Source organism: Psychrobacter pasteurii, assembly GCF_900162815.1.
GTDB lineage: Bacteria > Pseudomonadota > Gammaproteobacteria > Pseudomonadales > Moraxellaceae > Psychrobacter > Psychrobacter pasteurii.
Genome location: NZ_FUGD01000049.1, coordinates 43,090 through 65,580, shown reverse-complemented (window position 1 = coordinate 65,580; position 22,491 = coordinate 43,090). Strand labels below are relative to the sequence as shown.

Below are 22,491 nucleotides of genomic sequence, written 5' to 3'. Positions count from 1 at the left end.
GATTCTAATAGGCTAATATAGCTATTGGTATAAAAAAGAAGCCCCAGCACTTGTTGTTGGGGCTTCTTTTTTGACGGTTTTAATTTGGCTGTTTTAAATAGCTATATCCAGTTTTTACTACGGAACTGCTTTAGCACTTCCACAAAGCGCTGCATCTGCTCTGGGGTACCCAAAGAGACACGGTTATAGCCTCTTATGGGTAAAAACTCACGTCCCACAAAGATATTATGCTCAGCCATGCGTTGCTCGTATAAAGGCACCTCGGTGGAGATTTCATGCAATATAAAACACGCTTGGCTGTCTAAATAACGTAGACCTAGCTCATCTAGAGCCTGCTCGACAATGAGACGGGACTCATTGTTAGACTTTAGAGCAAAGTCTCTAAACTCAGTATCTTCCAAAGCCGCTACTGCGGCAACTGCACCGGCAATATTGGTATTGTCTTGCGAGGTGAAGGACTCAATGTCTTTAATAGTTGACGCATCAGAGATTGCATAACCGACTCGCAGCCCTGCCATAGCGTATAACTTAGAAAAAGTTCGAGTAACGATAACGTTTTTTGAGAGCTTTTGTTTAATAAACTCAATGCCACTGACGAAGCTTGGGTCTCGAACATAGTCGGCATAAGCTTCATCTAACAAAAAGTAATGTGTCTCTGGAGCATTGCCTATCCATTGTTTTAAATCAGCGGTATTGATAAGGGTAGAGGTTGGGTTATTGGGATTCACTAAATACATCAGGCTAATGCCATCAAAGCTTTCAGCCGCCTGCTGCATAGCCTCAATATCTATCGAGAAATCTTCCTCAATTAATGGGATTTTCACCACATCAATATCTAATAAATCAGCATATAACTCAGCAAAATGGAAAGTAGGGATGGGGATAATCACTTGAAATGCTACGCCCTGATCCAGTGCTCGGGTGTTGAGCATTTGAATTACCGACTGAATATTTTCACTCGATCCATTACCCATAGAAATTTGGTCTACAGTGAGGCCATGTAGGGCAGCCAGCTTAGCAATAAGCCTTACTCGATACTCATCAGGGTAACGAAAAGCCGACTGCAAATGGTCTGTAATGGCTTGTTGCGCACTTAAAGGCATGCCCAAAGCGTTTTCGTTATAGTTTAATCTTAAGACTTCACTGGCTATTTGATTGTTTGTTTGGTCCATAGTACCGAGGCTCGCATTACTACAAAATTTGGTGTTCTTTATCATACTTAAGTCCTTTTTATAATATGATAGGAAATAGGGATGTTATGAAAACTATTTATTATAGTTATATAAACAAATGATTATACATTAGCATAGTCATATTTTTGTTAGGACGCAATTAGTAGTGATAAATAAATCGCTAGTTTAAGCTTTTGGTTTGAAAAACCAAAACTCATCTAAACTGAGACGATTTTTTTATAGTAGAAAATTTTATTTTTAATTGGTTAGCAGAAGATTACAAAGCCTGTCTATTACAAATCCTAAACACAGGGAACAACTAAATTGGCTATGTTTAGAGTCACCCATTATTTAATTGTTTAAATTAGAAACGAGTCCACACTATGAAAAGAGCGTTACTACTACTTTCCTCAAGCCTGTTGCTAGCTGCCTGTCAAAGTCATTCATTAGCCACCGACAGCAATAAAATGACGGATAATTTATTAAGTAAGGATACCCAGGAGATGACATCAAGCGATATGAAGAAGGTTCATACTGTAGTAAGTCGCTATGATTATGTTGAGACTATTAGCCGATTGAAGTCAGCTATTGCAAATAAAGACATGACTTTGTTTGCAGAAATTAATCATACTAAAGCCGCCAAAGAGGCCGGCTTAGATATGCAGCCTGCCACTGTGCTGGTGTTTGGTCATCCGAAAGCAGGCACGCCGCTTATGAAAAAAGACCCTAGCTTTGCCCTACAACTGCCGCTAAAGGTATTGGTCACTGAGGTAGATAATCAGGTTCAGGTCAGTTTTAATGACACGCGCGCATTAATACAGGGCAGCGGGATAGAATACAGCGATGTTGAAAATAGCTTAGCAGGCGTAGAGAAGCTGATTACTAATACAGTGACTCAGTAAACATCTGAAGGGTTAAAAGCTTTGTAAGCTCTTAAGAGTATTACAGTTCTCGCAACCAAAAAAGCCCACTTCTATACGAGTGGGCTTTTACATTTAACGATGCGTACCAGAGGGTCTAAAAGCAGTTAGCTTAAAATTAAGCTGTCATCTTCTACTTTTTCACCACGGGTGGTTTCAAACATATCAAGTAGGTCATGAACGGTCATGCCTTTACGCTTATCACCTGCAACGTCTAATACCACTTGACCTTGGTGCAACATTACTGTGCGGTCGCCGTGGGTTAGGGCTTGCTGCATAGAGTGCGTTACCATCATGGTGGTTAGATTATTTTCAGTAACGATTTGATCGGTTAGCTCTAATACGAAGGCTGCGGTTTTTGGATCCAAGGCCGCTGTATGCTCATCTAATAGTAAGATTTTTGAGGGTTGTAATGAAGCCATTAATAGACTTACCGCTTGACGCTGACCCCCTGAAAGTAGACCCATTCTATCGGTCAGACGATTCTCTAAGCCTAGTTTTAAAATGGACAGTCTTTCTTTAAACAGCTCACGGTTTTTGTTATTTAGCGCAAAGCTTAAGCCGCGTTTTCCGCCGCGTTTAAAAGCCAAAGCTAGGTTTTCTTCAATGGTTAGCGCTTCACAGGTACCAGCCATAGGGTCTTGGAAAACTCGGGCTACCCAGTGTGCTCTTTGGTGAGCCGTCTTTTTAGTCACATCAATGCCGTTTAATAGGATTGAGCCACTGTCTACCCGGGTGGTGCCACTGACTGCATTCAAGAAGGTTGATTTACCCGCTCCGTTGGTACCGATAACAGTCACAAACTCGCCTTCAGCAATATTTAAACTAATGCCACGTAAAGCGGGGTTTTCGATAGGGGTTCCTCGGTTAAAAGTTAACCTAAGGTCATTGGCTTGCATCATAGGGCGATATCCTTATTGGTTCAGTGAAGCTAAAAGTAACAGTTTGGCAGAGGTTAAGTTCGACGACCTGATAATAGTTTTGACTTAATTGAGGGTAATTGAAGAGCAATTACAACCAATAAAGCGGTAATCAAGTTTAAGTCTTGTGAGCCAAAGCCGATGCTGCGTAGGGTGTTACTTGATAGGGCCACTTGAATAAACAGCTTATAAATGACCGCCCCTAAAATAACAGCGAAGGTAATTAACCAAATACGTTTGGCAGGAATGATGGTCTCACCAATAATAACGGCTGCTAAACCAATAACAATGGTACCGATACCAATTGAGATGTCTGCGCCCCCTTGGGTTTGAACAAATAGCGCGCCCCCTAGAGCAATCAGAGAGTTTGAAATGGCCATACCGATGATGGTCATCCAAGAAGTGTTAATGCCTTGAGCCTGTGCCATACGTAGGTTGGAGCCTGTCGCTCGCATGGATAAGCCGGCCTCCGTGCTAAAGAACCAGTCCAATGCCAATTTGGCTATCAATACCACGACACCAATAATAACGCAGCGCATCCAGTAACCGTTTTCATTGGTCACTAAGCTACTAAATACAGTCTCTTCACCCAGTAAAGGTAAGTTTGGCGCACCCATGATTCGCAAGTTAACTGAGTATAAAGCCACCATGACTAAGATACTGGCTAACAGTTGCAAGATGCCTAACTTAACATGAAGAAAAGCGGTAACCACACCAGCAGCTGCACCAGCTAACATGCCTAGGCCACAAGCAATCCAAGGATCAATTCCAGAAACAATGGAGATACCTGCGATAGCGCCTCCTAAAGGAAAGCTACCATCTGCTGTTAAATCTGGAAAGTCCAGAGTCCTAAATGACATAAGCACGCCTAGGGCAACTAAGGCGTAAATCAGGCCACTTTCAAGGGCACCAAAAAAAGCAATGAGAGACATAATATATTTAGACACCGCTTAGAGTTTGACAGGCTGCTATACGTCACAGTCCGGCAAAGTTTATTTAACAGATTAAGCAATCTGCACTTAAAGTAAACCAATGAGTATTATGATTGCGAAAATGAACAACCGATAGCATAGCACCCACCAATATCAATTGACCACAATTTAATACACTAAATGTAGTCATAGAAAAATATTTATTCTAGCAAATAAATTAAATCGTAAACAATATAAAAAGCACATGAGATTAATCATGTGCCTTTTATACCGCACATATACGGCAAATTAAACGACTGTCTTAGTCTTGAACTTCTTTGGCTTGAGAAAGAAGAGCTTGTGGCAGTTCAATACCTTGTTCAGTAGCATGGCTCTTGCTGAGGTATAGGTCTAAAGATTCGGCTTTATAAACTGGGATAGTCCCTGGGTTTTCGCCTTTTAAGATTTTAACCACAATCTTACCTGTCTCACGACCTAAGTCATGATAGTTTACGCCCAGTGCTGCTACTGCACCGCGCTCTACTGAGCCTGTATCAGACGCAATTAAAGGTACTTTGCTTTCTTTGGCCACCTGATATAGCGACTCATAAGCAGAGACTACGTTGTTGTCTGTAGAGCTATAGATAACATCAACTTTGTCAGCGATACTGCGTGCTGCCATAGCAATGTCGTTACTCTTTTGAGCTGGGGCTGAATGAACTGTGATGCCCATTGGCGTTAGCTTTTCTTCTAGATTCTTTAGAACAATAGTTGAGTTCACTTCACCTGGACTATAAACGTAACCCACATTTTTTAGACCTGGAATGATCTGTTTCATTAGGTCGATTTGTGGTTCATACGGTAGGACGTCAGAGGCACCAGTTACGTTAGTGCCTGAGCCATCCCAGCTTTTTAGTAGTTTGGCTTCAACGGGATCTGTAACCGCAGAGAATACGATAGGAATTGAGTTAGTCGCAGCCGCTACAGACTGAGCTGAAGGGGTAGCGATAGCTACGATAACGTCAGGATTGTCTCCCACGAATTGCTTAGCAATCTGACCTGCGGTGGCTGTGTTACCTTGAGCGCTTTGGAAGTTAATTTCTAGGTTTTTGCCTTCTTCATAACCTTCAGCAGCAAGCTCTTCGATGACACCTTGGCGGACAGCATCTAATGCAGGGTGTTCAACAATGGCGGTAATGGCTACCTGTTTGACTTCTGTGGCCGCTGGCGTATCTGCATTATTATCTGCTGCCGCGTTGTCGTTAGCAGGTTGGTTACAGCCAGTTAAAACTGCTGCTGCAACGCCGCCCCACATTAGGGTTTTGATAAAGCGATTTTTATTATACATGGGTCAATCTCCTGGGATATAGTACTCTCTTATAAGTTTCCGTCTATAAGAGTCATGAGTTTACTGCTCTTAACTAGCCTCATTGCTTGGCTTGGTTTCATCGACATTAATGCCATCGGCTATAACAGAAGAATCCAGAGTAACGCCTTGCTGTTTGGCATGTTTTGGACTGACGTATAAAGTCAGTTTGTTCATAACTTCAGGTTTAATATCTGTAATGGCATCTCCGTTTAACACACGGTATACCATCTTGCCAGTAACACGACCAAAGTCATAGTCGTTAACCCCTAATGCAGCAGTCGCCCCACGGCGTACACTAAACTCATCTGAGGTAATTACTGGAATTTTCATTTCATTAGCAGCGCTTGCCATAGCTTCAAAGGCGCTGATAACGTTGTTGTCTAAAGAGGTGTAAATAACATCGGCACGGCCTTGTAAGCTGCGTGTTGCCATAGCCACGTCAGTAGGACGGTTGGCAGTTACTTCTAAGATTTTTAGACCTCGGGCTGGAGCGGCCTCTTGTAACTGCTTTAACACGGTAACTGAGTTTGCTTCGCCAGGGCTATAAACATAGCCAATGGTCTTAGCATCAGGAACAATCTTTTGAATTAAATCTAAAGGTGGTTCAATAGGCAACTGGCTCGACAGACCGGTTAGGTTAGCTTGGGTCGGCACGTTATTTTCATTAATTAATTTAGCCGCTAAAGGATCTGAGATGGCGGTATAAATAATAGGAATAGTGGTAGTTGATGCCGCGATAGTTTGTGCAGAAGGGGTGGAGATGGCAACGATAGCGTCTGGCATATCGCCTGCAAACTGTTTGGCAATCTGCCCTGCAGTTGCAGTATTACCTTGCGCACTTTGGAAGTTAACCGTTAGGTTTTGGCCTTCAATGTAATCACTGTCCGCTAGCTCTTCGATAATGCCACGGCGAATCTCATCTAATGAGGGATGCTCAACGATTTGAGTGATTGCCACTGTCTTAGCTTCTTTGGTTGTTGTCGCAGCGGCTTCATCAGCTTCAGCTGCTGGCTTATCAGCACAGCCACTTAATGTCGCTAAGCTAACCCCAAGCGTCATGGCCATCATACTGCGCCAAACTGTCTTACTTTTTACAGTAGAATTAATAACAGAAGCTGGCTTGGCAGAAAGAAACAATGAGGGGAGGTTTGACTGTTTTTGCATTTGATAATCCATTTAAGTTTAACAGTGTAAGTCTATATTACAATAATGTAACACAACTAAGAAATAAAAAAAGTAGTCAACGACTATAAAGCGTAATAAAAAAAGCCGATGTGGGTAACATCGGCCTTTTGGTGACTAATCGCAAGCTATTTATTAGCCTGAATAGTCTTTTATTATAGAGGGTTTTTAGGCCAACTTGTCACCTACTTGACACTCATCTGGTAACGTAATGACCACCAACCCTGTTTTTGGGTCACCAGAAGATAAAATCATACCCTCTGACACACCAAACTTCATTTTGCGTGGGGCAAGGTTGGTCACACAGATGACTTTTTTATTGGCCAACTGCTCAGGCTCATAAAACTTGCGGATACCACTAAAGACGTTGATAGGCTGCTCTTTACCCACATCAAGGGTAAATTGAAGTAGCTTGTCAGCCCCTTCAACATAGTTGCATTCAAGCACCTGAGCCACAGTCATTTCAACTTTCATGAAGTCATCAAATTCGATGTGGTCACTGTCGGCAGCTTTCTCTGCTTTATTTGAAGAAGATTTTTTATCTTCAGCTACAGGAGCAGCCGCGGCTTGCAAGTCTTGCTTAGAGTCTTCAATCATGGCATCAATCTGTGATTGCTCGATACGCTGCATTAGTGGTTTGAACTTGTTAATTTTATGACCTAGTAGTAGCTCATGACGGCTCGCAAAGCTTAAGTCATCAATGTTTAAGAAAGCTTTCGCGTTATCGGTAAGCTCAGGCAATACTGGAGCTAGGTATACCATCAGTTGGCGGAAGATATTGATGGCCACAGTACACACATCTTGCACTTCTTGTTCTGTACCTTCTTCTTTGGCCATAGCCCAAGGTTTTTTGCTATCAATGTATTCGTTAGCTTTGTCCGCACACTGCATAATTAGACGCATGGCACGGCTAAACTCACGATTTTCATAAGCGGTTGCGATCTCTTCACCAGTACGAACGATATCGTTTAATAACTCAGGCTCAGCACAGGTTTCAGACAGCATGCCATCATATTTTTTATAAATAAATCCAGCACTACGACTGGCAATGTTGACCACTTTTCCGACCATATCAGAGTTTACTTTTTGCATGAAGTCAGCGAAGTCTAAGTTAATGTCTTCTACTTTTTCAGACAGCTTGCTGGCAAAGTAGTAACGTAAGTACTCTGGGTGTAAGTGGTTGGCAAACGTTTCTGCTTGAATAAAGGTACCGCGCGATTTACTCATCTTATCGCCATTTACCATTAAGAAGCCGTGAGCGAATACACCAGTTGGAGTGCGGTATTGAGCACCGGCTAACATGGCTGGCCAGAATAAAGCGTGGAAATAAACGATGTCTTTACCAATAAAGTGATACAGCTCAGTTTTGTGCTGGTTTTCTTCTAGCCAGTAGTCGTCAAAGTTTAAGGCAGGCTTGGCAGGATCAGTTGAGTCCTTACGCTGCTCACATAAGTTTTTGAAGCTGGCCATATAACCAACAGGCGCGTCTAGCCAAACGTAGAAGTATTTGTCTGGCTCATTTTCTGGTGTATCTGGGATTTTAAAACCAAAGTAGGGAGCATCACGTGAGATGTCCCAGCTGGCAAGTCCCGCTTCAAACCACTCTTGTAGCTTATTGGATACTGAAGGCTGCAAACGGCCCTCATCTTTAGTCCACTGTTGTAAGAACTGCTCAAACTCTGGCAAGTTAAAGAAATAGTGCTTAGAGGTTTTTAGAACCGGGGTTGAGCCTGAAAGAGTTGAGTACGGGTTTTTTAGTTCAGTAGCGTTATAAGTGGTACCACACACTTCACAGTTATCACCGTATTGATCTTGCGCCGCACATTCAGGACATTCGCCCTTAACGAAACGGTCCGCTAAGAATAAGCCTTTTTCTGGGTCAAATAACTGCTCAACATCTTTGGTTGAGATATGACCTTCACTATTTAAACGGCGATAAATTAGCTCAGACAACTCACGGTTTTCTTCTGAATGAGTTGAATGATAGTTATCGAAGTTAATTAAGAACTTACTAAAATCAGTTTCGTGTGAAGCTTTTACGTTCGCAATTTGCTCTTCTGGGCTAATACCATTGGCTTCAGCTTTTAACATAATAGCGGTGCCGTGAGCGTCATCAGCACAAACATAAGTTACTTGATGACCCTGAGCCTTCATAGCTCTTACCCAGATGTCAGTTTGAATATATTCAACCAAGTGGCCTAGATGAATAGGACCATTGGCATAGGGAAGGGCACTGGTAACAAGAATTTGACGCACAAAATCACCTATAAAGTTTATTGGTTTTTAAGAAGATTATCTGAATTTAAGATGTGTGCCTATGATACCGCAAATGGCATAAAAATGGGAATTAACCTCTATTTAAATAGGCTCAATTAGAAATAGAGGGCTCTAAAATAGGGTGGTTATGAAGATATATTGGCGTAAGTTGGTGAAAAAATTGTTGGAGGTTGGGATATAAATTTTACTTTTATATAAATAAAATGCTAAAGAAGCCTTCTTACCTAAATAAGAAGGCTTCTTTAAATAAGTTTTTTTACTCTATTCTTTTATTAAAAAGACCCTAGTAACGTTCCTAAAATAATTACAGTAGTAGTGGCTACTAAAGGGATCAGCATGGTTACCATAGCTATATTCAAATAAGATTGTTTGTGAGTAAGACCACAAATTGCCAGTAAAGTAATCACCGCACCACTATGCGGTAACGTGTCTAGTCCACCTGCGGCCATAACTGCTACTCGGTGCATAAGCTCAGGGTTAATGCCTGTGGCCAGTGCCATTTGATAATAGTTTTCCCCTAGGGTTGATAGTGCAATACTTAGACCGCCTGAAGAGGAGCCTGTAATACCGGCTAAAGTAGTCATAGCTACTGCTTCAGAAATAAGGGGGTTATCTGGGGTAAGATTTAAAATACTATCACGAATAATAATAAAGCCGGCTAAAGAGGCAATAACTGCACCATATCCCACTTCAGAGGCAGTGTTGAAGATGGGCAGCATAGACTCATATGTACCACGGTTGATAGAGGTCTTGAGATTATGCCAATGACCAATGCGTAATATAACCAAGACGGTACATGCTACAAGTAGAGCAATAATAATTGACCAAAGTCCTAAAGAGCCCTGAATATTTAAGTCAGGATACTGAGCTTGCAAACTGCTGAAGTCTAGACTTGGGAACACGACATAAGTTAATAGGGCATTTAGGCCAATAACTAGGATAAGAGGAATCATTGCTGTAACAAAGGAAATTTGATTATCAGATGTGGTTTGGCTGTGATCAATGTCTCCTTTTTGCTCTAAATCATCATCATGTTCACCATAGCCTTCGCCAGCTAATTTTGCTTTATTGGCACGAGATTGTAGCCAGTACCAACCAGCAAAAAACATAATCGCGGCCCCTATGATTCCAAGAATGGGTGCGGCAAATACGTTGGTATTATAGTATGGGATAGGAATGGCATTTTGAATTGCAGGTGTGCCAGGTAAAGCTGTCATGGTAAAGGTAAATGACCCTAAAGCGATGGCTGCTGGAATTAAACGCTTAGGGACATCAGCGGCTTTAAATAGGTTTTTGGCAATCGGGTAGATTGCGAAAGCCACCACAAATAATGAAACACCACCATAAGTTAAAATAGCACATACTAAAATTACCGCTAAGATAGCTTTATTACTGCCTAACTTATCGACAACAGTATTTGCAATGGCAGTTGCAGCACCCGAGTCGGCGATCAAACGACCAAATAATGCGCCTAATAAAAATATTGGGAAGAACTTTAGTAAGAACCCACTAAGCGCGGACATGAATACATCAGTATAGGCAGGGATACTGCTTAAAAAGTCACCTGACAACAGGACTGCTAAAACAGCCATGATAGGGGCTAAGATTAAAACTGAGTAGCCGCGATAGGCAAAAAAACATCAGCAATAATAAAGTAATGATAATCGCAAGTGTGCTAAACATAAACGCCTTCTCCTTGGCTTGAGTATGAATAAAGAAACATTCAGCCAATTAAATTTCTTTAATTGGCTGTGCTACTGATAAGTCCTTATATCAAGTAGATCAATATAAATAGAAGGATAAACAAGAGTATAAGTAAACAGTTGTACCATAAGTGATAAATACAGTAAACTAATGAGCTCATAAGCTATTTACTGGCTAATTGCATTGTATTAGATATTACGAATATACACTATAACTATTGAAAAAAGAGTACGTAACTAGCCAAAAATTTCATAGCTCTACTAAAACCTACATTATCAGCATAGATAATGTCTACGCAACAAATTAAGTTGATTCAACAGGGAGAGAATAATGAGTCAATCAAAAGTATACGATAGTGCCGAAGCTGCGCTAAAAGATATCATCCAGGACGGACAAACTTTGGCCATCGGCGGATTTGGCCTATGCGGTATTCCTGAAGCTCTAATCCTGGCTTTAAGAGACAGCGGCGCTAAAGAGCTGACTTGTATTAGTAATAACGCTGGGGTAGATGACTTTGGGCTAGGCCTGCTATTACAAACGCGTCAAATCAAAAAGATGATTTCCTCTTATGTGGGTGAAAACAAAGAGTTTGAGCGTCAATTCCTAGGCGGTGAATTAGAAGTTGAATTAACCCCACAAGGGACTTTGGCAGAAAAACTGCGTGCAGGTGGGGCAGGTATTCCAGCCTTTTATACAGCTACAGGTGTGGGCACTCAAGTGGCTGAGGGCAAAGAGACCCGTGAATTTGATGGTCGCACTTATATCCTAGAGCATTCACTTACAGCCGATGTGGCGTTAGTGAAGGCCCAAAAAGCGGATAAAGCTGGGAACCTAATTTTCAATAAAACTGCCCGTAACTTTAACCCAGATTGTGCTATGGCGGGCAAAATCACCGTGGCTGAAGTAGAAGAAATCGTTGAGATTGGTGAGCTAGATGCTGATGAGATTCACTTGCCGGGTATTTTCGTACAGCGTTTGGTATTAAATAGCACACCAGAAAAACGCATTGAAAAAATCACTGTCAAAAAATAAAACCATACAGTGAATGGTTATCAATGATTGGTATAAATATTTTGTAAGAATAAAAAAGCAAACAAGGAGTATTAACATGGCATGGACGAGAGAGCAAATGGCTCAACGCGCCGCTAAAGAATTACAAGATGGGTTTTATGTGAATTTAGGGATTGGACTGCCTACCATGGTAGCTAACTATATCCCTGAAGGTATGAAGGTTTGGCTACAGTCAGAGAATGGTCTATTAGGTATTGGTGAGTTTCCTACAGAAGATAAAGTTGATCCAGATTTAATTAATGCCGGTAAGCAAACGGTAACTGCTAAAACTGGCGCCAGCTTCTTTGGCAGTTCAGACTCTTTTGCTATGATTCGTGGCGGTCATGTTAACCTGGCTATTTTGGGTGCAATGGAAGTATCTGAGCACGGCGACTTAGCCAACTGGATGATACCAGGTAAGATGGTAAAAGGCATGGGCGGTGCTATGGACTTAGTGGCTGGCGTGCAGCGAGTCATCGTACTTATGGAGCAAATTAATAAGCATGGCGAACCTAAGATCTTGGCTGAGTGTCAGCTGCCTTTAACTGGAAAAAAAGTGGTTGACCGTATTATCACTGAGCTTGCGGTAATGGATGTCACTGAAAATGGTCTTAAGCTAGTAGAGTTGGCTGATGGTGTAAGTTTTGAAGAGCTACAAAAAAATACGCCAGTTACTATTAGTCAGTAGTTATTTTTATATGACTATTAAATTGCAAGTATAAATCTATATACAGCCGAATAGCGTCAATTTTAAGATGCTATTCGGCACTTAGGAGTACACAAGGATGAGTCAACTAAATCAAGATTTAACCGGCCAAGTGGCATTGGTTACTGGCGCTGCTAGTGGTATTGGTCGTGACATTGCTGAAACTTATGCCAAAGCAGGCGCAGCCGTTGGTGTGGCAGATATTAATCTTGAAGCTGCACAAAAAGTAGCAGCAGTCATTGAAGAGTCAGGCGGTAAGGCTTTAGCCATCGCTATGGATGTCTCCTCTGAAACAGCGGTAAATGAGGGAGTAGAGGCCTTAGTTAAACACTTCGGTAGTATTGATATTTTGGTATCTAATGCAGGTATTCAAATCATTGATCCCATTCATAAGTTAAGCTTTAGTGATTGGAAAAAGATGCAATCTATTCATTTAGACGGTGCATTTTTGACCACAAAAGCGGCACTACAGTATATGTATGATAGTGACAAAGTGGGTACGGTGATTTATACCGGCTCCGTACATTCACATGAAGCATCTTTGTTTAAAGCACCTTATGTAACAGCAAAACATGGGCTACTGGGGTTATGTCGTGTATTGGCGAAAGAAGGCGCTCAATATAATGTTCGTTCTCATGTGATTTGCCCAGGGTTTGTGAAAACACCGCTGGTTGAGAAGCAGATTCCTGAACAGGCAAGGGAAAAGGGCATTAGTGAGGAGCAAGTAGTTAATGATATTATGCTAGTTAATACAGTGGATAAGGAATTTACCAGTACGGCAGATATTGCACAGTTAGCGCTATTTTTGGCAGCATTCCCAACTAATGTGTTTACTGGGCAGTCGATTGTAGCTAGTCACGGTTGGTTTATGAATTAACTTTTTATCTAGAAAATAAGCAGGCAGTTTAAATTTAGAAGTCACTTTTTTAACAAACAGCCCCTTGTTAAAAAAATGGCAATCGCTTAGCATTTGTTTGAGTTTTGTTTAAACCGAGTTAATGGGCACCAAAAAGACGATTTTAGGTGCTTTTGACGAAAAATTAAACCGTCAATACTATTGCTAAGTCAGTGAAGACAAACTCTAAATTTATATATAAATAGTGTTATGTAAATGACTCTTTTAGACTGCCACTTATTTCAACTGCCCTAATAAAGCTAGTATTTAGAGCCTAAATCAGGAGCCAATAATATAACTATTGGCTCTTTTTTATTATTTTATTTCTATGGTTACTTGCAACAAAGACTGGGCTGCAAGGAGTACAAATTATGGATCATAAAGCGACTGCATTATTCTTAGAAAATGCCATTGAAAATCAACAATTTGACCAAGCCGTAGATCAATTAAAGGATTTGCGTCCGATCGACATTGCCGACATACTGACTTTATTAGACTCTGATATGTCGTGGAAGTTATTAGAAAAGCTGCCAGATAGAGCCACTGTTTTTTCTTATCTTGACCCAGAAGAACAGATGGAAATGGCCTTCTTATTTCCTCGAGCCAGTCTTGCGAAGCTAGTGGGCGAGATGCCATCGGATGAGCGAACCGACTTATATAAGCGTTTGGACCAAGATCAGCGCGATGCCTTATTACCTGCCTTGGCTCAGGCTGAACGCGAAGACATCAGACGACTGTCTGCCTATGCTGAAAAAACAGCTGGGGCATTAATGACCTCAGACTACGCTACTTTAAAGGCGCAAATGACGGTAGCACAAGCTTTAGCCGCTTTGCGATTAGAGGCCCCTGATGCAGAAACTATTTATCATGCTTACGTCATCGATGAACAGCGTAAGCTACAAGGGGTGGTCTCTCTAAGAACCTTAATCTTGGCCTCGCCCAATCAGATTATTGGCGACATCATGCTGACCAAAGTAGTGGCGTCGAATGTGCATGAAGACCAAGAAGATGTGGCAAAAACCATTGCCCGCTATGACTTAATTGCGTTACCTATTATTGATAATAACGGAGCCTTAGTCGGTATTGTCACCCACGATGACGCGATGGACGTGGCCAGTGATGAGGCCACAGATGACTTCCATAAGTCAGGGGGTGTTTCAAGTTTAATAGGTAGCTTTAAAGACACCAGTATTCGAATTTTATATCGTAAGCGTGTGTTTTGGCTGGTGTTTTTAGTATTTGGTAACCTAATCTCAGGAGTGGGAATTGCTCACTTTGAGGATGTGATTGCTGCCAACTTAGTACTGGTATTCTTCTTGCCCTTACTCGTAGATAGTGGCGGTAACGCGGGCTCTCAGTCTGCCACCTTGATGGTACGTGCTTTGGCTACCGGAGAGGTGGTCATGCGAGATTGGTTCACATTATTGGGCCGTGAAGCTATGGTTGCTTTATTGCTGGGTATCACTATGGCTGCCGCGATTTCGGTCATTGGTTATTTCCGTGGCGATGCCATGGTATCGTTAGTACTCGCGTTGAGTATGGTCTCTGTGGTAATGATTGGTTGTGTGATCGGCATGAGCTTGCCTTTTATACTAAATAAATTTGGCTTTGACCCTGCCAGTGCCAGTGCGCCATTAATCACCTCAGTGTGTGATGCTTCAGGGGTCGCTATTTATTTGTTCATCGCTTCTAAGTTTTTAGTACTGTAACTTGGTGCTGTAATAAAGAAGATGTAGAAAATCTGGTTTTATAAAAGCTGGTTTTATTCTTAGATAAAAAGAAAATGGCAATAGCATCAAAGCCATTGTGGTTTTTTTAAGTCATAAATTGAGCTAAACTGATTCGCTATATATTAAGTTTACTTGCTAGCAGGCTATAAAGGTGTCGACCGTAAACAGATACTACGAGTCAGTTATTAATTAACCACATAACGCACCACAATAGATAGCAGTTACAAGTTGCTAAGGGGCAGTGCATTAATGTTTGATTTCATAAAAAAAACGATTCATAAAAACACCCTCAAAAGTGAAGACTCTCAGCAAGCAGCAAAATTAGAAGCCGCAGCAAAAGAGGTGATGGCTAACTATCCGCAGGGTCGTGGCAGAAACGAGTTAATCAAGTTTCAACATCATGGGGATACGGTAACTTTAGATTTGCGCCTAGATGAGAGCGCAGAGCCTGAAGAGGTCCAAAGACAACTGGGTCTCAAGCTTAAGCCTCACGGTATAGAAGAAGTTAACTTAAATATTACCCTGCTGCCTAAAGCTACTGGAGCCAAAACCATGTCAGACAATAACGCTATGCCTGTTAGCTCTACCAAAGGAAGTGGCAAAACCTTACCAAAAACCATCGATGCGGCTCCAAAAACTGCTGCTGCAGCCGAGCCACCAATCACCAAGCGTGCTCCGACTCAATCGAGTCTGCAACCTCATCCTCGTATTAAACATATTTTAGTAGTGGCCTCAGGCAAAGGCGGTGTGGGTAAATCTACCACCACCGTCAATATCGCCTTGGCATTACAAAAGCTGGGTAATAAAGTAGGGGTGCTGGATGCAGATATTTATGGACCTTCTATGCCCAGTATGCTTGGGGTAGAAGGGGTTAAGCCTCAGTTAGAAAATGAGCAGTTTGTACCTGTAGAAGCGCATGGTCTGGCGATGTTATCTATCGGTAGCTTATTGGATGGCGATAACACTCCTGTGGCCTGGCGTGGTCCAAAAGCCACCGGTGCATTGATGCAGCTATTTAATCAGACCAACTGGCCGATGCTAGATTACTTGGTTATTGATATGCCACCAGGTACGGGTGATATCCAGCTAACTTTGGCACAGCGCATTCCAGTGACGGGTGCAGTAATTGTTACCACGCCACAGCATATCGCGCTAATGGATGCCCAAAAAGGGATTGAGATGTTTAATAAAACCAGCATTCCGGTGATAGGGGTGGTGGAGAATATGGCATTGCATACCTGCTCAAACTGTGGGCATACTGAAGCCATATTTGGCGCAGGCGGTGGCGAGTCTATTGCTAAAGAATATCAAGTGCCATTGTTAGGACAACTTCCGCTAGCAAGTGACATTCGTGCCCAAGCTGACAAAGGGGTACCGAGCGTTATTGCTAATGAGGGTCAGGGCGATGATTATGCGCAGTTCTATCTTGATATCGCTACTAATATCGAAGCAAATATAGCCAAATTTGCCAAAAAACGTGATGATGGTCGTATCTTTTAATGATAAATAATACAGCTTCTTATGACTTAGCTGCCATTGATAAGCTTATTGAGCAAGGGCAGCCTAAGTTTGGGGTGTTCTCTCAGGTAAACCAAATAAATTATTTGGATTATCACAGCCACCTGATTTCGCAAAAGCCAGTCGCTCAGTGGCGCAAGCAATTAAAAGCCAATCAGTTTGCCTTTATTCAAATAGTACATGGGCCTTATCGAATCTGTCTGGCTGTGGCTACGATTAAGTTGGCGACGACGGCGTTTGCTTATATTTATCATGAAGGCACTAAACAGTTTGAGATAGTTGAAGCCTTACTACCTCTGACATTAAACACTCAGTTTAGCGGTGATCATCAAAATGGCGAGATGGTCTTCGAACATGACAAGCTGACGGTGAAAATGCACTTCTCCCCTGAGTTTGCGAGTGTCAGATTAAATAGTGAAGTATTTACGGTGAATGCCGACTTGCAGCGAGCCAAGCAGCCGTTAGCCGTATGCTCGCCTTCAGGTAGACGAGGCTGGACCTTTACCCAAAAAGAGCCATTTGAAGCGACCTCAGGAGAGTTAATCCTACATAGCTCGTCCAAGCATTATTCTATAACCAGTGAGAGTGAAGGCGAACAAAGCACTCTGACTCATCTTGAATTTGAGTCCTCCACCCGTGCCAACTTAGATTGGACCTTAGGCTTTATGCGCCATGAGACCAACTGGTTTTGGAGTTGTATTAATACCCAGCTTGTTGACGGCCGGCAGTTCATGCTGAATTTATCTATGGGCGTTAATGAGACTGGGGTGAGTGAGAATGCTTGCTGGCTAGACGGTGAAATTTATCATCTCCCTTCAGTAATGTTCCGAAGAGACAGTCAAGACAGTGAAAGCAACTCTGCTTGGAGTATTAGTCATCAAAACCTAGGCTGGAGTCTGGTCGATATTGAGCTGACTTTTACTCCGCTTAAAGTCTATAAAAAGACGGATAACTATGGATTATTAGCCAGTATCTTCGAGCAATGGATAGGCCATTATTCAGGTCATATAAAGCTTGCAGAGGGAGAGATTATCGTTTTAGACCAGGTGATGGGGCTAGCAGAAGATCATTTTGCCAAATGGTAAAGCAAATGGTAAAGACTGTTATTTGACCAATTTACCCAAAACAAAAATAAAGGCAGTAGGTGCTGTTTACATTTTAAATGAGTGAATACGCTACAGTATTAGCACAAAGTGATTAATGAGCGTAAAATAGCCACACTAAATGGCTTAAATCGATAGCACGATGAGTAATGAAGCTGTAATTACAAGGTCGAATCTTTTATAATTTACCTTTTGTATAATATCTTATTTTAAATTAATAGTTTTAAATCAATAGTTTGAGGGTGTAAAATGTCAATTAAATCTGACCGCTGGATTCGTAAAATGGCTGAAGAACATGGCATGATTGAGCCATATGAACCCGGCCAAGTCCGTTTTAATGACGCTGGCGATAAGCTGGTTAGCTACGGTACTTCTAGCTATGGCTATGATGTGCGCTGTGCCCGTGAGTTTAAAGTTTTCACCAATGTGCACTCTGCCATAGTCGATCCTAAAAACTTTGATGAAAACAGCTTCATCGATATCGTTGGAGATGAGTGTATTATTCCTCCCAACTCATTTGCCCTAGCGCGTACGGTAGAATATTTTAGAATCCCTCGTGATGTTTTAACCATTTGCTTAGGTAAATCTACTTACGCTCGCTGTGGTATAATCGTCAACGTTACCCCGCTTGAGCCTGAGTGGGAAGGGCACGTTACTTTAGAATTTAGTAATACCACCACTTTACCTGCTCGTATTTATGCCGGTGAAGGGGTAGCACAAATGCTATTTTTCCAAAGTGATGCTGATGATGTTTGTGAGACCAGTTATAAAGACCGTGGGGGTAAGTACCAAGGTCAGGTAGGGGTAACTCTACCTCGCACGTAGGGCTTAAGAGTGACTTAAGCACCAATCGTGAAATGCGATAAATTATTTTATATTCAAACGTTTACTGAAAGGTGTTGCTGTAAAAAGCCATAAATGTCAATGCATGTAAAGAGGGAATATATTTTGAAATATGACCTTCTCATTCAGTATTAAATTGGCATTTAGTCTGTAAAAAAAGTATAGTAGCACCTTAATTTTACCAGCCGATGTATCCTATAAATCACTGCTCTTATCCTCAGAATAAACTAAGGGCTTCAGAGGATACGTGCCAGTAAGGAGATATACAGATGAGTTCCGCCTTTAATTGGTCAGCATTAGCCTTCATTTTGGCAGCTATTGGTTTGGTTGTATTCATGCTGGTAGTACCCCGTTTATTAGGTGGACGCTCGCAAGGTACAGAAAAAGAAGAAGTATTTGAATCGGGCGTTGTCGGAGCTGGCAATGCCCGAATTCGTATGTCTGCAAAATTCTATCTTGTGGCCATCTTCTTTGTTATTTTCGATTTAGAAGCTTTATATCTGTATGCTTATTCCGTATCTGTAAGAGAAGTGGGCTGGATTGGCTTTGCTACCGCCGCCGTCTTTATTGGTATTTTGTTTGTTGGTCTGGTTTATGAACTTAAATTAGGGGCAATGAACTGGGCACCTTCTGATAAACGCCGTAAAAAAGAGCGTCTAACTCAAGCTCCTGCAGGTTTCGACCTAGCCAGTATCACTCAGTTTAATGGTATTGATGAGCTACATACCGACCCAACAGGCAAAGTGCCTGCTCAATCTTCTGGTCAAGTTAATGTCTCTAATGATATTGAAGCCAATAAACGTCACTTAGCGAATATTGACCGTATTAACGTGACGGGTAATATCACCACAGCTGACTTCAGCCAAGCTTCAACTCCTTCATCTTCGTCTAATAAATCGTCTTCTTAAGGGTTAAATCATGAAATATACGCTAACCCGTGCTAATCCTGACGCCGAAACTTATCCTGCGCAGACACGTCAAACAGTTAATAATCCTATTGAGGATGAAGTCAACCGTAACGTGTTTATGGGTAAGCTTGAGGATATGGTACATGCCTCAGCTAACTGGGGACGTAAAAACTCACTTTGGCCATTTAACTTTGGTACTTCATGCTGCTACGTTGAATATGCAACGACTTTAACAGCAGTGCATGACTTATCACGTTTCGGGGCTGAGGTTATTCGTGCTTCTCCTCGTCAGGCTGACGTAATGATTGTGGCTGGCACTTGTTTTGTGAAGATGGCCCCAGTTATTCAGCGTCTATATGAACAGATGCTTGAGCCAAAATGGGTAATCTCTATGGGCTCTTGTGCTAACTCTGGCGGTATGTACGACATTTATTCAGTGGTACAAGGCGTGGATAAAATTATTCCCGTGGATGTCTATGTACCAGGCTGTCCACCTCGCCCTGAAGCGTTGATTCAAGGCTTGATGCTATTACAAGATTCTATTACCAAAGAGCGCCGTCCATTAGGGGCTTATGTAAATGAAAAAGGTATCTACCAGCCACAAATGTTGCCTGAGCGTGATCGCAAACAAGCCGATCGCATTGCAGTGAAGAACTTACGCAGCCCAGATAGCATCTAAACTAGGCTTTATTAGCTTATTTGCTAGCGAGTAAATTTGATAGCCAGTAAAGTTAGACAGTTAAAATAGGGTTTTGTGCCCAAAGTACAGAACCCTTCATAAAAATATTCACCCTTCCGTATTCGCAATAATTGCAATGACTCTGAGGTAAGCGGTAACCATGGTAACGGATAATAGCAACGCGACTAATAATAGCGCCAATCCAAATACGACACAGCATCCCGTGCTGCGTGAACTTGGAACTAAATTTGCGGGTAAATTTACAGAGCAATTTACTTTTGATGGCATTCCTACCATTTGGGTTGCACGAAGTGATTTACTTGAAATCCTAATGTTCTTACGCACCCTGCCTAAGCCTTATGTGATGTTACTTGACTTATCTGCAATGGATGAGCGTTTGCGTAAACATCGTGATGGGTTGCCTGCCAGTGATTTCACAGTCTTTTACCACTTAATGTCTCTTGAGCGTAATAGCGATATTCGTGTCAAAGTAGCCTTGTCAGAAGATGATCTAAACGTTCCTACAGCGACCAAGATTTGGCCAAATGCCAACTGGTATGAGCGTGAAGTGTGGGATATGTTTGGTATTGTCTTTGAAGGACATCCTCACTTAACCCGTATTTTATTGCCTAAATACTGGGAAGGTCACCCGCTACGCAAAGAGTATCATGCGCGTGCCACAGAATTTACGCCTTACTTCTTAAACGCTGCTAAGCAACAGTTTGAGCAAGAGAACCTACGTTTTGTTCCTGAAGAGTGGGGCATGAAGCGCAGTGGTCGTGATGAAGACTTTATGTTCCTAAACTTAGGACCTAACCACCCTTCAGCTCACGGTGCATTCAGATTGGTGCTACAGCTAGATGGTGAAGAGATCATCGACTGTATTCCAGATATCGGTTATCACCATCGTGGTGCTGAGAAGATGGCAGAGCGTCAAACTTGGCACTCATACATTCCATACACTGACCGTATCGACTATCTTGGCGGCGTAATGAATGAGCTGCCTTATGTTATGGCGGTTGAGCAATTAGCAGGAATTACTGTTCCAGAGCGCGCTCAAACCATCCGTGTGATGATGAGTGAGTTCTTCCGTATTACCAACAACTTATTGTACTTCGGTACCTTTATTCAAGATGCTGGTGGTATGACCCCAGTATTCTATATGTTTACCGACCGTCAAAAAGCTTATGACGTGATTGAAGCGGTGACCGGTTACCGTATGCACCCTGCTTGGTTCCGTATTGGCGGTACAGCAGCGGACTTACCTCGTGGTTGGCAGCGTCTGGTACGTGAGTTCTTAGATTGGATGCCAAAACGCTTAGACGAATATGTTAAAGCAGCAATGGAGAACTCAGTACTAAAAGGCCGTACTCAAAACGTCGCTCAGTATGATGCCAAACAAGCTTTAGCTTGGGGTGTTACCGGTGCGGGTCTGCGTGCTACTGGCGTTGAGTTTGACTTGCGTAAAGCTCGTCCGTACATGGGTTATGAGAACTACGACTTTGAAATTCCCGTAGGCTATAACGGCGACGCTTATGACCGCTGTATGGTGAAGATTGAAGAGATTCGTCAATCATTACGCATTATCAGACAGTGTATGGATAATATGCCGTCTGGGCCTTATAAAGCCGATCATCCATTGGCTGTGCCACCACCAAAAGACCGTACTTTAAATGATATTGAAACCCTAATTAATCACTTTATTTCGGTATCTTGGGGTCCAGTAATGCCAGCGGGTGAAGCCTCAATGATGGTGGAAGCGACTAAGGGTATTAATAGCTATTACATTACCTCAGATCGCTCGACCATGAGTTATCGTACTCGTATTCGTACGCCAACATTTGCTCATTTACAGCAAATGCCTTCTGTGATTAACGGCAGTTTGGTGTCAGACGCGATTATCTATTTAGCCTCAATTGATATTGTTATGGCCGATACAGACAGATAAAAGATAGCGGATAGTTTTCAATTTTCTAGGGTATCAAGCCAGCAGGGCCATTAAACCTGGCTAGCAGTTAAAGAGAAAATAATACAATGATTAAGATTGTTACCGATAAAACCCCAACCGTAGATGTTGCCAGCATCTTGACTGCTCAAGAGATTGAGGGAATTAATGAGTACATTCATCATTATCCTCAAGCAAGAGCGGCTTCATTGGATGCTTTGAAATTGGTTCAAAAGCGCAATGGTTGGGTAGATGATGCTCAAGTAAATGCGATTGCTAATTTACTTGATGTGCCAGTAACCGATATTGAAGGGGTTGCTACTTTCTTTAACCGTATTTATCGCTCGCCAGTGGGACGCCATGTGATTTTGGTTTGTGACTCTATTGCCTGCTATTTAACAGGCTATGAAGAGTTGGCCGCTGAGTTAAAAAGCCAGTTAGGGGTTGATTTTGGTCAGACCACAGCAGATGGTCGCTTCACTTTATTGCCTATTTGCTGCTTAGGTAACTGCGATAAAGGCCCTTCTGTGTTAATTGATGAAGATACTTTTGGTCCTGTTACTCCTGATCAGGTTGCCGAGTTATTGGAGTATTATCCATGAGTCAGAATGAACAAAATTTAGCTGCCGAAAATGCTGCAACACCAAGATTGAGCATTG

At 42.1% G+C, this 22,491-nt stretch carries 18 protein-coding genes and 1 pseudogene; 12 read left to right on the top strand and 7 right to left on the bottom strand.

Translation table 11 applies throughout. From position 1 onward, the window contains the following. Positions 1-101: 101 nt before the first annotated feature. The gene (locus A1232T_RS02720; protein WP_244152346.1) at positions 102-1,217 is read right to left on the bottom strand and encodes a pyridoxal phosphate-dependent aminotransferase; all 1,116 of its coding nucleotides are present in this window, start codon (positions 1,215-1,217) and stop codon (positions 102-104) included. A 338-nt stretch (positions 1,218-1,555) separates the two neighbouring features. Between A1232T_RS02720 and A1232T_RS02715 the strand changes: the two genes are divergently transcribed. Continuing rightward, positions 1,556-2,074, top strand: a complete 519-nt coding sequence (locus tag A1232T_RS02715; protein WP_077447937.1) for a DUF302 domain-containing protein — start codon at positions 1,556-1,558, stop codon at positions 2,072-2,074. 125 nt (positions 2,075-2,199) lie between these two features. On the opposite strand, the gene A1232T_RS02710 is transcribed toward A1232T_RS02715, so the two are convergent. The 6 genes and pseudogenes from A1232T_RS02710 to A1232T_RS02685 all read right to left on the bottom strand — a co-directional run bounded on the left by A1232T_RS02710 (position 2,200) and on the right by A1232T_RS02685 (position 10,434). Then, positions 2,200-2,994 carry an ABC transporter ATP-binding protein gene (locus tag A1232T_RS02710; RefSeq protein WP_077447936.1) on the bottom strand — a complete coding sequence of 265 codons (795 nt, stop codon included), beginning with the start codon at positions 2,992-2,994 and terminating at the stop codon, positions 2,200-2,202. Between the two features lie 53 nt (positions 2,995-3,047). After that, positions 3,048-3,944, bottom strand: coding sequence for an ABC transporter permease (locus A1232T_RS02705; RefSeq protein ID WP_077447935.1), 897 nt, complete (start codon positions 3,942-3,944; stop codon positions 3,048-3,050). A gap of 301 nt (positions 3,945-4,245) precedes the next feature. Continuing rightward, entirely contained in the window at positions 4,246-5,271 is a 1,026-nt protein-coding gene (locus A1232T_RS02700; protein ID WP_077447934.1) for an ABC transporter substrate-binding protein, read from the bottom strand. Between the two features lie 69 nt (positions 5,272-5,340). Then, positions 5,341-6,360, bottom strand: coding sequence for an ABC transporter substrate-binding protein (locus A1232T_RS02695; protein ID WP_077447974.1), 1,020 nt, complete (start codon positions 6,358-6,360; stop codon positions 5,341-5,343). A 282-nt stretch (positions 6,361-6,642) separates the two neighbouring features. Next, a complete protein-coding gene (metG, locus tag A1232T_RS02690; RefSeq protein WP_077447933.1) occupies positions 6,643-8,730 on the bottom strand; it encodes a methionine--tRNA ligase in 2,088 nt (695 codons plus the stop codon). A gap of 293 nt (positions 8,731-9,023) precedes the next feature. Next, positions 9,024-10,434: pseudogene (locus tag A1232T_RS02685) on the bottom strand (GntP family permease). Positions 10,435-10,785: 351 nt separating this feature from the next. On the opposite strand from A1232T_RS02685, the gene A1232T_RS02680 reads away from it, so the two are divergent. From A1232T_RS02680 to nuoE, 11 genes are all read left to right on the top strand, one after another. Next, positions 10,786-11,487, top strand: a complete 702-nt coding sequence (locus tag A1232T_RS02680) for a CoA transferase subunit A (RefSeq protein ID WP_077447932.1) — start codon at positions 10,786-10,788, stop codon at positions 11,485-11,487. A gap of 76 nt (positions 11,488-11,563) precedes the next feature. Beyond that, positions 11,564-12,193: a CoA transferase subunit B gene (locus A1232T_RS02675; RefSeq protein WP_077447931.1), complete on the top strand. Its 630-nt coding sequence runs from the start codon at positions 11,564-11,566 to the stop codon at positions 12,191-12,193. A 97-nt stretch (positions 12,194-12,290) separates the two neighbouring features. Next, complete coding sequence (locus tag A1232T_RS02670) at positions 12,291-13,088, top strand: 3-hydroxybutyrate dehydrogenase (RefSeq protein WP_077447930.1); 798 nt, start codon at positions 12,291-12,293, stop codon at positions 13,086-13,088. Positions 13,089-13,477: 389 nt separating this feature from the next. Then, a complete protein-coding gene (gene mgtE, locus A1232T_RS02665; RefSeq protein WP_077447929.1) occupies positions 13,478-14,815 on the top strand; it encodes a magnesium transporter in 1,338 nt (445 codons plus the stop codon). A gap of 270 nt (positions 14,816-15,085) precedes the next feature. Beyond that, on the top strand, positions 15,086-16,336 hold the full coding sequence (apbC, locus tag A1232T_RS02660) for an iron-sulfur cluster carrier protein ApbC (protein ID WP_077447928.1): 1,251 nt from the start codon (positions 15,086-15,088) through the stop codon (positions 16,334-16,336). Then, a complete protein-coding gene (locus tag A1232T_RS02655) occupies positions 16,336-17,439 on the top strand; it encodes a DUF2804 domain-containing protein (protein ID WP_077447927.1) in 1,104 nt (367 codons plus the stop codon). Before apbC ends, A1232T_RS02655 begins: the two co-directional genes overlap by 1 nt. Positions 17,440-17,706: 267 nt before the next feature. Then, entirely contained in the window at positions 17,707-18,282 is a 576-nt protein-coding gene (gene dcd / locus A1232T_RS02650; RefSeq protein WP_077447926.1) for a dCTP deaminase, read from the top strand. A gap of 287 nt (positions 18,283-18,569) precedes the next feature. After that, a complete protein-coding gene (gene ndhC, locus A1232T_RS02645; protein ID WP_077447925.1) occupies positions 18,570-19,208 on the top strand; it encodes an NADH-quinone oxidoreductase subunit A in 639 nt (212 codons plus the stop codon). Between the two features lie 10 nt (positions 19,209-19,218). Continuing rightward, positions 19,219-19,887: a NuoB/complex I 20 kDa subunit family protein gene (locus A1232T_RS02640; RefSeq protein WP_077447924.1), complete on the top strand. Its 669-nt coding sequence runs from the start codon at positions 19,219-19,221 to the stop codon at positions 19,885-19,887. Between the two features lie 160 nt (positions 19,888-20,047). After that, positions 20,048-21,835 carry an NADH-quinone oxidoreductase subunit C/D gene (nuoC, locus tag A1232T_RS02635; protein WP_077447923.1) on the top strand — a complete coding sequence of 596 codons (1,788 nt, stop codon included), beginning with the start codon at positions 20,048-20,050 and terminating at the stop codon, positions 21,833-21,835. A gap of 89 nt (positions 21,836-21,924) precedes the next feature. Then, complete coding sequence (gene nuoE, locus A1232T_RS02630) at positions 21,925-22,434, top strand: NADH-quinone oxidoreductase subunit NuoE (protein ID WP_208606905.1); 510 nt, start codon at positions 21,925-21,927, stop codon at positions 22,432-22,434. Positions 22,435-22,491: the final 57 nt, after the last annotated feature.